We start from the raw sequence: 14,647 nt of genomic DNA on the forward strand, positions 1-14,647 counted from the left end.
CTGTGGTCCTCGAGAAACCTAAGGATGCCAGTCACTGGGATTGGCTGACCACCATTCTGCATTTACTACGGTGCCGAATTGCACCAGCATGTCCAGCGCCGTCACGTTCGGCGTTTTCATCAAGTCGATCAGCATGGTGACCAGATTCTGATTCGCAACGGTGCCGGGAAACGCGTTAAAAAAGATCCGTGCGCGCCAGACGGCATCGTCCGGCGGCATATGCCTTGCGCTGGCGGATAAAGCGGCATCCACTCTATCGCTGACATGATGGAACGCCGATTTCATCGCCTCACGGACGATCGTTGCCGGATCGGACGAAAAACGTAATACAAACGATAGTAGGTGGTCCGCCGCATTCGGCGTTGTCAGCATCATGAGCATCGGCAGTAAGACGGCACCGAGCACATGGGTGGGCCGGATCTGCGCGCCATATTGCGCTTCCACCATATCCAGCAACACCAGTCTGTCCTGATGCAATGGTGTGACGCGTCGTTTCAGCATCTCTGCGGTCAGTACTTCTTTTGTACCGAAATGGTAGTTGACCGATGCAAGGTTGACCGACGCCCGTTCCGTGATCGTGCGTAAAGTCAAGCCTTCAACGCCTTGTGTGGCATAGACCTGCTCACAGGCGTCCAGGATGCGGTTCCTTGTCGCCGTCGCGTCCCGCCCTTGCATATGGAATCTCCATAATCCGTACCGATCTGGGGGTTGGACACCAAGATGGCGATATGTGAGCGGATTTCACATCGCCATGGACGACATCTCGTTTTACGCGCCAACCAGGTTCTCTTAGAGTATCGCGCAACGACGATAAAGTAACGTGCAATTTCTGATAACGGCGATTCAGGACAAACGATCGACTAAAAACAAGGCGCATGCTAATCCGTTCGCAGGAAGGCCTTGTTGTGGTGTTGTCTTATCGCCCAAGCCTGTTTTTATAGTGGTTGGATTGGTCGCGATGCCCAACGTGGGGTATTGCCATACCCGCACATCCTCTTTTTGAAATACCGGGTTGCCACGCGCGACCCATTGGAATAGTGACGTAATGACAACGCGAATGTTTGGCATGCTGATTTTCCTGGCGGCGCTCTGGGGTGCTTCGTTCCTGTTTATCCGGATTGGAGCAGGGCCGTTTGGACCGGTGCCGCTGATGGCGATGCGCGTGACGATCGCAGCCGCTTGCCTGATCGCGTTCATGCTCGTGAAGCAGCGGACAAGGAGGGCTGCGGCGCCATCGATCGGCAGGTCCGACGGGCCGTTGGCGGAGTCGCAGGCGGCGCCCGTCTTACCGATCGTGCCGCCCATGCCACTCGGGTCCGCTGCCCGCCAGGCCGGTCCGAGCGGTTTTGCTGCAATGCGGGGCCACTGGCCGGCGTTGATCGTTGTCGGACTGTTGAATCAGGCGTTGCCATTCTGCCTGTTCGCGTATGCGGAATTGACGCTGTCCGCAGGCGTGACATCGGTCATTAACGCGACCACCCCCTTATGGGCGGCGTTAGTGGCGTTCGTCTGGCTCGGCGATCGACTCGGACGCCTGCGCGCGGTGGGGATGTTGCTCGGGCTCGCGGGCGTCGTCGTGCTTGTGTGGCCGGACCTGACGGGGGCGATGGGGCAGGCGTCGAACCCGTTGGCGCCGCTTGCCGTATTGGCCGCAACGCTGTGCTACGGCATTGCGGCGAACTTCACGAAGCGGCATCTCACCGGCGTCGACTCCTTGGCGGTCGCGAGTGGCAGCATGCTGGTGGCGGCCATTGCCTTGTTGCCGCTGGCATGGTTATGGTGGCCCCTGGCCCCGATCCCGCCGGAGGCCTGGATCGCGGTGGCGCTGCTGGGCCTTTTTTGCACGGCTTTCGCCTACGGGCTGTATTTCGCGCTGATCGCGAGCGCCGGACCGGCGCGCGCCGTATCGGTCACCTTCCTGATCCCGGTGTTCGGGTTGCTCTGGGGCGCGATATTCCTGAAGGAAGCGCTGACGTCTCTGACGCTGCTGGGCACGGGCATCGTGCTGGTCGGCACCATTCTGGCCAGCGGCATGGGCGGCAAGCGACCGCTGCAACCCGCCAGGAGTGTCTCAGTACGGGGTTAAAGGCTCGCGCGCCAATTCCAGCGCCGAATCGCCGGGGTTTCCCTGTCAAAGCCCAGCACGCTGATGGTCGCCGTGTCGAGTGTCAGATGGCGGCCCAGGCGGGCGTCGCCTATCCAGGTGCCGGCCAGTACCCGCAGGAAATGGCCATGCGAGAACACCGCGATCCGCGGTCGGTCCGACTGGTTGCGGGTGCTTGACAAGGCGGCACGCAGCCCATCCGCCGTGCGATGCGCACGCACGGCGATGTCGTGCAGACTTTCGCCATCGGGCATCGGCGACTCCCAGACAGCCCAGTCGGGCTCGCTGCGCCGGATATCCGCCGTGGTACGGCCCTCGTAGATGCCGTAATCCCATTCTTGTACATCGGGTTGCGCGAGGCATTCCCGTGCTGCCGCGCCGTTTGGCCCGAGAATGCCGGAGAGCATGCAGGTCTCGCGAGCGCGGGAAAGGGGGCTGTACCAGACCGCCTGGAAATCCACATCGGCAAGTGCGGGCCGGAGTGCCATGGCCTGCTCGCGACCGGTCTCGGTCAAGGGCACGTCGGTACGGCCTGTATGCTGTCCCGACTTGCTCCAGGCGGTCTCGCCGTGGCGGATCAACCAGATTTCCGCATGCGAGGGGATGACGGCGTCCGGGGTCGTGCGGAGGTTGTCTCCTTCGACCTCGGAAGGGAAACGGGTGACGGAAGGAATCGACATGAGCGTTTCGTCGTCCAGGGAGGGTAGTGGGGGCATGGCGTCGTGCACCATTAGCTTAGAATAGCGGTTTCGCACGCAGTTGTCCGACCCCGTTCCCGCAATGCGACCTCCTTTTCTGCGTCCTGGCTTCATGGTCATTCATGGCAATCAGCCGGACGCGTTGCGCGCATTGCTGGTGCAATGGATCACACGCCATCCGCTGGGGCCATTGGAAACCGAGGTCGTGCTGGTTCAGAGCAACGGTATTGCGCAATGGCTGAAGCTCGCGCTTGCGCAGGATGCGGACGCGGCGGCGGGGAGCGGCGGTTGCGGCATTGCGGCCGCGCTGGATGCGCAACTGCCATCGCGGTTTCTCTGGCAGGTTTATCGTGCCGTACTGGGTGAGGATGCGGTGCCTCGCACCTCGCCGTTTGATAAGGCGCTGATGACCTGGCGGTTGATGCGATTGCTGCCGACGCTGCTCGAGGATCCGACGTTCGTGCCCTTGCGCCGCTTTCTGGCGCGCGATGCCGATATGCGTAAGCGGTATCAACTGGCCGAGCGGCTGGCGGATCTGTTCGATCAATATCAGGTGTACAGGGCGGATTGGCTGGAGGGGTGGGCCAATGGTCGTGACGATATCCAGACCAGCCGACAAGGCACCCAGCCGATTGCCGCGTCGCTTGCCTGGCAACCGCGTTTGTGGCGCGCCTTGCTGGAGGACGTCGGGCGCGATCATCGTGATGATCGCGAAGCGGAAGAAAGCGGCAACGAGGGCGACGCGCGCGCGCGTTCGAGCCGGGCGGAAATTCATCGACGCTTCCTGACGCGAATCGCGCACATGCGCGCGTCCGTGGCGCGTCGCGTGCGCGGCACCACGGACGCGCGTGACGCGGCTTCGTTGGACGCCGATGTGTCCGATGCCGCCGATACCATCGATTGGAACGCCATCCCCGATGAGGTGTTGCAACCCGCCGTGGACGCCACGCGCGCGAGGATGCTGCCGCGCCGCCTGATCGTCTTTGGTATTTCTTCGCTACCGCAGCAGGCCTTGGAGGTCTTGTCGGCCATCGCGCCCTGGACTCAGGTGCTGTTGTGTGTTCATAACCCGTGTCGCCATTACTGGGCCGATATCATCGCGGACAAGGATCTGCTGCGCGCCACGCGGGCGCGACAGTCGCGTAAATCGAGCATGCCGGCGATATTGGACGACACGCAGCTGCATCAGCATGCGCACCCCTTGCTCGCCGCCTGGGGCAAGCAAGGCCGGGATTTCATCGGCCTGCTGGACCAGCACGACGATGCGCAGTCCTACGCGGCGCGCTTCGCCGATATCGATCGTCGCATCGACCTGTTCGAATCGTACGGCGAGACCACGCTGCTGCAACAGTTGCAGGACGACATTCTGGCATTGCGGCCGCTCGGCGAGACACGGGAACGATGGCAAGCGGTGGACCCGGACGAAGATGCATCGATCCGATTCCATCGCACCCATAGCACGCAGCGTGAAGTGGAAGTGCTGCATGATCAACTGCTGGCGGCCTTCGCCGACGACCCCACGCTGCAGCCACGTGACGTGATCGTGATGGTGCCCGATATCGATCACTACGCACCGCATGTGCAGGCGGTTTTCGGCTTGACGGTCACCCGCGATCCGCGCCACGTCCCCTACCAGCTGGCGGATCAGGGTGCCTTGCGGCACGACCCCTTGCTCGGCGCGGTGGAGATGCTGCTGGGGTTGCCGCAGTCCCGGCTGGCGCTCAGCGATGTGCTCGATCTCCTCGACGTTCCCGCGTTGCGCGCCCGCTTTGGCATTGCCGAGGGCGACCTGCCGCTGCTGCGCCGATGGATGGTGGGCGCGAATATCCGCTGGGGACTGGATGCCGCGCAGCGAGAAGATGTCGCATGGCCGGATAGCGACGATGCGGAGTCGGCGGAGGGTCGCGGCAACCTACCCGACCTCAATGCCGGACGCGTGGGCGTGCCGGAGCAGAACAGCTGGCTATTCGGCTTGCGTCGGATGTTGCTGGGCTATGCGGTTGGCAGTGACGCCGCGTGGCGCGGGATCGAACCGCTGGACGAGATCGGCGGCCTGGACGCGGCGCTGCTCGGACCGCTGACGCATTTGCTGGACACGCTGCACCGGTATTGGCGCCTGCTGCGCGACACGGTGTCGCCCTCGGACTGGGGCGTGCGATTGCGTGGTTTGCTGGCGGATTGTTTCGACGTCGATGCGTTGGCCGGCGTCGGCGAGGGGAACGGAAAGGGCGCCGACGGTCGCAATCGCGTGTGGACCAGCGGCGAGATCGAAAGCCGCGATGGGTTGACGTTGCTGCGGCTGGACGCGACCTTGCAGTCCTGGCTGGATGCCTGTGCCGAATCGCGGATGACGGATGCCATCCCGCTATCGGTCGTGCGCGAGCATTGGCTGGCGCAGATGGAGCAGCGTGGATTGTCGCAACCCTTCTTTGCCGGTGCCGTGACGTTCGCCACGCTGATGCCGATGCGTGCGATTCCTTTTCGCATGGTCTGCCTGCTCGGCATGAACGATGGCGACTATCCGCGCACCCGCGTGCCCATGGACTTTGATCTGATGGCCGCCGATTACCGGCCTGGTGACCGCTCACGTCGAGAGGATGATCGATATCTGTTCCTGGAAGCGGTATTGTCCGCGCGCGACAGGCTGCATATCAGCTGGGTGGGCCGCAGCATTCATGACAATTCGGAACGGCCGACGTCGGTGCTGGTAGCGCAACTGCGCGATCACCTTGCCGCGGGATGGCGCCTGGCCCGCCAGGATGACGATGGGGCCGCGCCGGCGTCGACCGCGTTGTTGTCGGTGGGCCACGATGATGCGCTGCTGTCGGCGCTGACGGTGGATCATCGGATGCAGCCGTTCAATCGCGCGTACTTCGCCAATACCGGGGACCCGCGCTTGTTCAGCTTCGCACGTGAGTGGCGGGACGGCCTGGTCGCGCAAGCCGAGGCACGCCGGCAACGCACGATCAACTCGGTGCCGGTTGCGGCGACAGGGTTGGCCAGCGTGTCGCGGCAATCGTCACCGTTGCCGCCCATCGCGTGGGACGGCGAGTTGACGGTGCATCACCTCGTGGATTTCCTGCGCAACCCGGTTCGTGCGTTTTTCCGCACGCGATTGAAGGTGACGTTCGAGACCGATGATCCGATCGGCGAGGACCAGGAACCCTTCGTCGTGGATGGACTGCAGACCTGGGCCTTGCAAGACGAGTTGATTCGCCGTCGTGGCGCGGTGCAGCGCGCGTTGCTGTCAGGCGATGCGCATGGCGCAGTAGACGGGAACGCGGCACACCACGTTGCCGCTGATCAAGCCGCCATCGCCGCGACGCTCGACGCCGCCGTCGATGCGCAGCTGCGGCGCTTCGCGCGGCGTGGCGCGTTACCGGTCGGTGCCTTTGGCGATGCCGCGGTGGCGGCGCTGCGCGAACCACTCGTGCCGCTTTTCGCGCAATACGATGGCCTGCTCGCCACCTGGCCGTATCGGCTGCCCGACGAAGCATTGGACTATCGATATCCGATTGATGCGGTGGATGGCGACGCCGACGCGCGCCAGGTACTCGATTGGATTACCGGCTTGCGCGGTGCCGACGACGGCGCGCGGGCGCGCATTGTCACCAGCAGCAGCGCACTGATTTCAACCACGCAAAGTTATCGGCGTGACCGGGCGATTCCGCATTGGGTGGAGCATCTTGCCGCGCATATCAGCGGCGGCCCCTTGACGACATGGGTGCTCAGCAAGAAAGGCGAAATGCAGTTCGCACCGATAGCGGACGCCGACGCATTGGCGTTCTGGCAAGCGCTGCTTCGTGCGTGGGAGATCGGCATGCGGGCGCCATTGCCGTTGGCGATCCGTGCCGGGTTCACCTGGCTCGAGCGCGGCGGGGCACGGGCGGGTCACCTTTCCGACGGCGATGATATCCGGCCCGGCGCGGCGCAGGCGTCCGCCGTCCCCGATGCCGTCGTGCCAGACGTCGATCCGGGCGGCCCCGGCAGCGACGCATGGGAAGCAGCCCGCGCCGTCTACGAGGACGGCGCGTCGACGACCCCGGCGGAACGCGACGAGAACCCCTACCTGGGGCGAGCGTTTCCGACGTTTGCGTCGTTGTGGGCGCATGGCGATGCCGCGTATTGGACGCGTACCTTGCTGGAACCGATTTATCACGCGCTGCCGCGCAAGCATCGAACAAAGGGGGAGCGGTGACGCACGGGCCTTTCATCGACGCTGATGTTCCTACGGACGACGGCATGCCAGGGGACAGAATGCCTGGCATTGTCGATCCCTTGTCGTTTCCGTTACGCGGAAGCCGCCTTATCGAGGCAAGTGCGGGGACCGGCAAGACGTTCACGATCGCCGCGTTGTATCTGCGTCTTGTCCTGGGGCTGGGGACGGCGCGGGCACTGTCGCCGCCCGAGATTCTCGTCGTCACTTTCACGGATGCCGCCACCAAGGAACTGCGTGACCGCATTCGCGCGCGCTTGAGCGAGGCGGCCGCGTTGTTTCAGGCGGTGGCAACGCAGTGGGACAGTACGACAGCCGGATTGCACGATGGTGACGTCGGCGTGGAGGACGTCGAAGCGGCGGTACAGGACGCCGCGTTGCGTGGCGATCTGTTGTTTCGACTGTTGGCGATGATGCCTCCGGATCAATGGGGCGCGGCGGCGCACAAGTTACGCATTGCCGCCGAATGGATGGATGAAGCGGCGGTATCGACCATTCACGGCTGGTGCTATCGAATGTTGCGTGAACACGCATTCGACAGCGACAGTTTGTTTGCGCAGCGCCTGGAGACCGACCAGCGCGACCTGCTTGCCGAGGTGATCCGCGATTATTGGCGGACGTTCCTCTATCCCGTCGATGATGCAGGTGCGGCCGCGATCCTCGGATGGTGGTCCGGCCCTGATGATCCGCCGACGGGGCCGCTGCTCGGCAAGCCTTCCCTGTATGCGCAGGTCACGCGGTTGCTGGCGCATGTTGGCGTATTGCCGCCCGGCGAGATCCCCGTGGACGCGATTGCAACGGCGCGCGCCGCGGCACAGGTGCGGTTCGATGCCTTGCGCGCGCCATGGGCGGCATGGGTCGATGAGCTCGCGGTGCTGCTCGATGACGCGTGCGCGGCCAAGCGCGTGGACGGGCGTAAGATCCAGGCACGCTATTACAAGCCCTGGCTGGAGATCTTGCGAAACTGGGCCGCGCAGGAAGCGCCCGCACCGTTGCTGCTTCCTGATGCCGCATGGAATCGCCTCTCGGAGGCGGGGTTGGCGGAAGGATGGAAGGTCGGCGAGCCGCCTGACCATCCGGCGTTATCGGCGTTGCCGTCGTTACGGCAGGCATTGGCCGCATTGCCTGATGCGCGCGATACCATTTTGCGACATGCGGTGCATTGGGTGGCCGGACGTTTTGCGCTGGAGCAGGAGCGGCGCGCGCAGATGGGCTTTGACGACCTGTTGCGCCGTCTCGATGCCGCACTCCAGGGCAACAATGGTCAGCGTCTGGCCGCGTTGATCCGACGCCAGTTCCCGGTCGCGATGATCGATGAGTTTCAGGATACCGATCCGCTGCAGTATCGAATTTTCGATGCGGTGTATCGGGTGCGTGGAGCCGACACCGATGCCGGAAGTGAAGCTGAATTGGAATGCGCAGTCGAGGGTTCACGTGACGAAGACGGTAGCGCGCATGCGTCTTCCAACGGGGCGGTAGAGGCGGATGCGGTGCCGTCCGGCGCACCGGTCCATGCACTGATTCTGATTGGCGATCCGAAGCAGGCGATTTACGCGTTTCGGGGTGCGGACATCCACACCTACTTGCTGGCGCGCGAGGCGACGGCTGGCAGGCATTACACGCTGGGAACCAATTATCGATCGACGCGATCGATGGTGGCGGCCGTCAATCACTGTTTCCAACAAGCCGAAATCCGCCCTGAAGGCAGAGGCGCCTTTCTGTTCCGCGCCGCTACGGACGTGTTGGCGGCGCATGCCGGCGTAACGCGTAATCCGCTGCCGTTCTTGCCGGTGGACGCCTCTGGCCGGAATCGGGCATGGTGGGTCGACGGGGAAAGGTCGGCGGCCCTGACGGCCTGGTGGACCGATAGCGACAACGGCATCGCGCTGCCGCGCAACGCTTACCAGCATCGCTTTGCGCACGCATGCGCCGCGCATATCGTGCATCTGCTTGCCTTGGGCAAGCAGCATCGCGCCGGGTTCCGCGACGCCTCCGGTCATGTGACCCCGGTACAGCCCGCGGACATCGCCATACTGGTGAATACCGGTGCCGAAGCCCGTGCCATCAAACAGGCATTGCAGGCGCGAGGTATCCGCTCCGTGTATCTCTCGGATCGGGAGTCGGTTTTCGCGAGCGAGGCCGCGGATGATGTGCAACGCTGGCTTGCCGCTTGTGCGACACCGGATGACGACCGCTTGCTGCGTACCGCGTTGGCTTCTCCGATACTGGGGTTGGATTGGAGCGACCTCGATCGGTTGAATTCCGACGAAGCGGTGTGGGAAGCGCACGTGACGCAATTCCGCGAATACCGTCGATCATGGCAACGCCAGGGGGTGCTGCCGATGTTGCATCGCTTGTTGCATGATTTTGGCGTGCCGGGCCGTCTGCTGGCGGCGAACCTGGAACGTGCCCTGACCGATGTGCTGCATCTTGCCGAACTGCTGCAACAAGCCAGTAGCGTGCTGGATGGCGAACACGCCTTGATTCGGCACCTGGCCGAACAACGGCGCGATGCCGGTAGCCAGGACGACGCACGCAAGCTACGCCTGGAAAGCGATGCGGAACGGGTCAAGGTCGTGACCGTACACAAGTCGAAAGGGCTTGAGTATCCGTTGGTGTTCCTGCCGTTCGCCAGTGCCTATCGCGCGGTGAAGGACAGTGATGTTCCACTGATCTGGCACGATGCACGGCACCAGACGCACGTGCGCTTGCGCGGCGACGCCGATGCGGTGCGCCGCGTGGATGACGAACGGCTGGGTGAAGACCTGCGCAAGCTGTACGTGGCATTGACGCGTGCCCAGTATGCGACGTGGATCGGTGTGGCGCCGTTGGCGGACTTGCATCGCGGTGCGCTAGGCTATTTACTGCACGGTGGCCAGCCGATTCCGCCGGGCGATATTGCCGCGGTGCTCGAGCGTTTCCGCGGCGGCTGCGGCGATATCGCGGTGACCGCCTTGCCGACCACTGATGTGACGTCGTCCCTGGACGGCAGGGCGGATGTGGCACTGCATGTGGGCGAGGCCGCGCACGCGGACGGGCAGGAGCTCGCGGCATTGGCGCCGGAACGGGCACCGCCCGCCGTTCCGCGAGAGACCTGGTGGATTGCGAGCTATACGGCGCTTGCCGCGATGGCGCAGGGTTCGCGTGTGCAGATGGCGCCGCCCTTGGAAAGCGCGCACGAGGCCCTGTACGCCGAGGAGGTGGACGATGCCTTCTTCGCCACGAGCGACGAACTGGACACGGATGCATTGAATACCTCTCCGCCGTCCCCGCTCGATGCCATGCATGCTTTTCCGCGCGGTCCCGGACCGGGTAGTTTTCTGCATGGTCTACTGGAATGGGCTGGTGAAGAAGGATTCGATCGTGTGGTGACAGGCGACAGCCTGCGCGACGAGATTGCGCGCCGTTGCCAGGTGCGAGGATGGGATGTCTGGATCGCGCCGCTTACCCAATGGCTGCAAGACTGGCTTGCCACGCCGCTTCCGCTGCCGATTGCAGTGGGGAAGCCGGTTGAGGGCGACGTAGGCGATGCAGTCGACGAGGAATCGACTCATCGGGACAGTCCCGCCGCCACGTTGAAATCGGCGGAGCGCGTTTCAACGGTCTCGTACGGCCCGTCATTGGCTGACTTGCATGGCTATCAAGTGGAAATGGAGTTCTGGTTCAGTCTTCACGACGTGTCAGCTCCGCTGCTCGACCAGATCGTACGGCGCCACACGCCCGAGGATGCGCCGCGTGCGCGACTGACCCCGCATCATATGAATGGGATGTTAAAGGGGTTTATCGACCTGGTGTTTGAATATCAGGGGCGCTACTACGTCGTGGATTACAAGTCGAACTGGCTGGGGGACGATGCGCGTGCCTACACGAGGCAGGCCATGGCGGAAGCGGTGGCGGCAAAACGGTACGATTTGCAATACGCCCTGTATGTGTTCGCATTGCACCGCCTGCTGCGCGCGCGATTACCGGATTACGACTACGACACCCATGTTGGCGGCGCGCTCTATCTTTTCTTGCGCGGTGGCCGGGCTGCAACGCATGGCGTCTATCATGCGTGCCTGCCACGCGCGATGATCGACGAGATGGAGGCGTTGTTCACCGCCTCGCCATCACAGGTACAAGATGTCGCTGGCGCACCGACCGATTTCGACGGCATGTCGGAGGGGGGGCGATGAGCGGCGTGCGCGATAGCGACAAGAAGGGCCGGACGACGCGTAAGCCGACGCATCAAGGCGATGCGCGCGCGCGGGACGATGTTCAAGCGCAGGCGCAAATGGCGTTCACATTCGCCCAGGAGCCGGATCTCGGCCTAGCCATGGCACCGTCGAGCGCGACCGCCGAACCGAAATCGATCACCCCACCGAAGCCCGCCTCCGAACCGCAACCGATTATTGAACCGGAGCCCCCCAGCGAGCGAGACGCTGACGTGCCGCCGAACGTGCTCGTCTTATCGGGCGCGGAGATGCTGGTGATCCTTCGTGACTGGGCGCGACGCGGTTGGCTGCGGGAGTTGGACCGTGCCTTTGCCGCCTTTCTCATGGAGCAGGTGCCCGCCGCGCCGGCGTTGCTGCTGCTGGGCGCGGCGCTGGCCAGTCACCAGCTCGGGCGAGGCCATGTTTGCGTGACGCTGGCCGATACCTTGCACGATCCGCGTTTTGCCTTGTCCTTGCCTCCCGAGGAAAGCGCCGCGTTTCAGGCGTCCGGTGCCGTGCTCGCTTCATCGGATGGCACGTCCTGGGGCGGGCCACCAATGCGTGGCGCACCATTCAACCATGTGGCCGATGACGCGCGTGCGCTGGATACTTTCGCGCGGCGCGTTGCGGAACGAGCGGTAACGCCGGAAGTGCTGCTGAATGGTATCGACGTCGCGGTCTGGCGTTCGGCCCTGCTCGTGCCGGGCCTGGTCACACGCGTTGCGACATCGACGATGCCCGCCATGTCGCATGTCGCATCGGCAATGGCATTTTTCGATCCGCCACCCGACGCGGCTTCGCCACTCGTTCTGGTGGAGACGGACGAGGGCGATGCGCGTTTGTATCTACGTCGGTATTGGCGGTACGAGCAAGCGGTCCGCACCGCCATCTTCCAGCGGGTCGCCGCGCCCACATCGCGAACCGGCGCAGCGACCGACGGCACCTTGCGTGCGTTGTTGAACTGTCTTTTCCCTCCGTCCGGACGCTTGCCCACGGACGTCACCGATTGGCAAAAACTGGCGTGTGCATTGATGACGCGTCAGCGTTTCGGGGTCATCACCGGCGGTCCCGGGACCGGCAAGACGACAACGGTCGTTCGTCTGCTCGCGTTACTGCAATGTCTCGCCCTGTCGGATGGCGGCGCATCCGGCGTTCCTCCAGCGCAGACGGCGGATGCATCGATGGCGACCCGTCATGGCACGGCCGATGGCCCGCATCGCCGCGGCCGTGCCTTGCGCATACGCCTTGCCGCGCCCACCGGCAAGGCGGCGGCGCGCCTCAACGACGCCATTTCCCGCGCGGTGGCATCGCTACCGTTGTGCGACCTTGCCGCGCTATTGCCCCCCACGACGCACGGCGAGGGTGCGTCATTCCCGGCGCACGTCGATATCGCCACTGCCGCCCATCCCGATTCGACCAACGCCATCGTGGCGCGCTTGCGGGCCGCGATACCCACCGAGGTGACCACGTTGCATCGGTTGCTGGGGAGCCGCCCCGACAGCCGACGTTTCAGACATGATGCCGATACGCCGCTGGCGCTGGACGTATTGGTCATCGACGAAGCGTCGATGGTCGATCTCGAAATGATGGCCGCCGTGCTTGCTGCATTGCCGACGGGTGCGCGGTTGATTCTGCTAGGGGACAAGGATCAATTGGCCTCGGTTGAGGCCGGCGCGGTGCTCGGCGAACTGTGTGCACGCGCGCAGCAAGGTCATTACACGCCCGAGACTTGCGCATGGATTGCCTCCGCGACGGGCGCATCGATCGATGCGTCGTTGCGCGATCCCGACGGCGCCCCGCTGGATCAAGCCATCGCGATGCTCCGGCATAGCCATCGCTTCACGGCGGACAGTGGTATTGGTCGCCTGGCCCACGCCGTGAACGAGGGAGATGCTCGCGCGCTGCGCGAGATCCGCGCGACACCGTATCCGGATCTTGCATACGTCGCGCTGTCACCGGCGTCCGACGTGGATGCAACGGTTTTCAGGAATCTCGTGATCCATGGCGGGGTCTCGGATGCCGATGTGTCGACGAACGGCACGCTGGCGTCGGCGGCGGATACGCCAGCGTCGCGGTCCGGCTATGCGCGTTACCTGCGCGTATTACGGGAGCAAGCCCCGCACGGGGCGTTAACCGCCGACGGCACGGCACCAGGCGTGGCAGTGCCAATACCCGATGCGCGCCATGGTCTGCACTCAGGGACATCCGCATTCGGGGAGGCGCGCCATGATCGGGTAACGTCGTCGCATCCGTTCAATGTCGTGCGCGATGATTACGACAACTGGGCGCGCGCCGTGTTGGACGCCTACGGTGGTTTTCAAATGCTTTGCGCGCTGCGGCGGGGCGAATGGGGCGTCGATGGTTTGAACGATCGCATTGCAAGGACGCTGCATGAAGCGGGTTTGATTGCGTTGCCATCGATGCGTCAAGTTCGCGCGCCTACGCCGTGGTACGTTGGACGTCCGGTACTGGTGACACGCAACGATTACGGGCTGGGGCTGATGAACGGCGACATTGGCATGACGTTGATCGGGCCGCCCTCCGATCCGGCGAACGTCATATCGACAGTCGATGACACGGGAGCAACCATCAAGGCAGGCACGCCCCCGTTTGCCGCGCAGACGGGCATGTACGAGCGTGCCGGGCAGGGATTGAGTCGATTACGTGTGGCTTTTCTTGCAAGCGATGGCAGTCGCGCGGTCAAGTGGGTGCTTCCCAGCCGATTGCAGGCGGTGGAAACGGTGTTTGCCATGACCGTACATAAATCCCAGGGCTCGGAGTTTGCCCATGCGGCCCTTGTCCTGCCGCCCCGGATGAATCCGATCCTGACCCGTGAATTGGTGTACACCGGCATGACGCGCGCCCGACAATGGCTCACATTGGCCAGCGCCGCCCGTGACGACCATGTGTTGATGCAGTCCATCGAGCGGCGTGTGCTCCGCGCGAGCGGCTTGATGCGCTAAAACCATTCGCCAAGCTGTCGTTGCAACGATTTTGCGTTGCCTTTTGAAGGCACGGCTGGTATTGGCGTTCCTATCTAGCGGCGTATCCTATCGCCGTCGTGATGCGGTGCGAAGTTGCGTCACGAAAAAAGCAGTCATGCTGTCTTCAACGTCGCTTAGCCGGCATTCCAATCGTAGAATCCGCCATTGCATTAAGACCTTATTGCCATGCCTCATTTGGCATTACGTGGAGGCGTATAGGCAATAACTAGTCGAATCTTCTGCTTTTATCGTACGGCGATGGGCGCGACACGGAAAGACGTCATTAATTAGGATGACGATGTATTTGCGTGATGAAATTTATCGATAGGGTGGTGTTGTTTTAAAGCGCATGACTTCGAAAAATGGTTGCAATAGAAGTCGAAAAGTTGATTGGTTGGTTACGAAAAAAGAGATTTACACAATGCCAGATGGAACGCTCGTTTATAAGAGAA

The 14,647-nt window shown here is 63.3% G+C and carries 7 protein-coding genes; 4 read left to right on the top strand and 3 right to left on the bottom strand.

Translation table 11 applies throughout. The annotated features are described in order from the left end of the window. Positions 1 to 18: 18 nt before the first annotated feature. Together SJQ66_RS17350 and SJQ66_RS17355 are read right to left on the bottom strand one after the other, a co-directional pair. Entirely contained in the window at positions 19 to 675 is a 657-nt protein-coding gene (locus SJQ66_RS17350) for a TetR/AcrR family transcriptional regulator (protein WP_320535098.1), read from the bottom strand. 168 nt (positions 676 to 843) lie between these two features. Beyond that, positions 844 to 1,068 carry a hypothetical protein gene (locus SJQ66_RS17355; protein ID WP_157685230.1) on the bottom strand — a complete coding sequence of 75 codons (225 nt, stop codon included), beginning with the start codon at positions 1,066 to 1,068 and terminating at the stop codon, positions 844 to 846. On the opposite strand from SJQ66_RS17355, the gene SJQ66_RS17360 reads away from it, so the two are divergent. Continuing rightward, positions 1,046 to 2,086 carry a DMT family transporter gene (locus tag SJQ66_RS17360; RefSeq protein ID WP_024905814.1) on the top strand — a complete coding sequence of 347 codons (1,041 nt, stop codon included), beginning with the start codon at positions 1,046 to 1,048 and terminating at the stop codon, positions 2,084 to 2,086. The genes SJQ66_RS17355 and SJQ66_RS17360 overlap by 23 nt on opposite strands. Here the strand turns inward: SJQ66_RS17360 and SJQ66_RS17365 are convergent. Further along, entirely contained in the window at positions 2,083 to 2,784 is a 702-nt protein-coding gene (locus tag SJQ66_RS17365; protein ID WP_081765208.1) for a histidine phosphatase family protein, read from the bottom strand. The genes SJQ66_RS17360 and SJQ66_RS17365 overlap by 4 nt on opposite strands. Positions 2,785 to 2,884: 100 nt before the next feature. Here SJQ66_RS17365 and SJQ66_RS17370 point away from each other — a divergent pair, with 100 nt between their 5' ends. The 3 genes from SJQ66_RS17370 to SJQ66_RS17380 are packed head-to-tail and all read left to right on the top strand — an operon-like array spanning position 2,885 to position 14,174. Further along, positions 2,885 to 7,000, top strand: coding sequence for an exodeoxyribonuclease V subunit gamma (locus tag SJQ66_RS17370; protein WP_320535099.1), 4,116 nt, complete (start codon positions 2,885 to 2,887; stop codon positions 6,998 to 7,000). Positions 7,001 to 7,044: 44 nt separating this feature from the next. Further along, positions 7,045 to 11,193 (top strand): UvrD-helicase domain-containing protein, encoded by a 4,149-nt coding sequence (locus SJQ66_RS17375; protein WP_320535100.1) that lies wholly within the window; start codon positions 7,045 to 7,047, stop codon positions 11,191 to 11,193. Continuing rightward, entirely contained in the window at positions 11,190 to 14,174 is a 2,985-nt protein-coding gene (locus SJQ66_RS17380) for an AAA family ATPase (RefSeq protein ID WP_052738116.1), read from the top strand. Before SJQ66_RS17375 ends, SJQ66_RS17380 begins: the two co-directional genes overlap by 4 nt. The last annotated feature ends 473 nt before the right edge of the window (positions 14,175 to 14,647 follow it).

The sequence above is a fragment of the Robbsia andropogonis genome, from assembly GCF_034047095.1.
In the GTDB taxonomy this organism is placed as follows: Bacteria; Pseudomonadota; Gammaproteobacteria; order Burkholderiales; family Burkholderiaceae; genus Robbsia; species Robbsia andropogonis.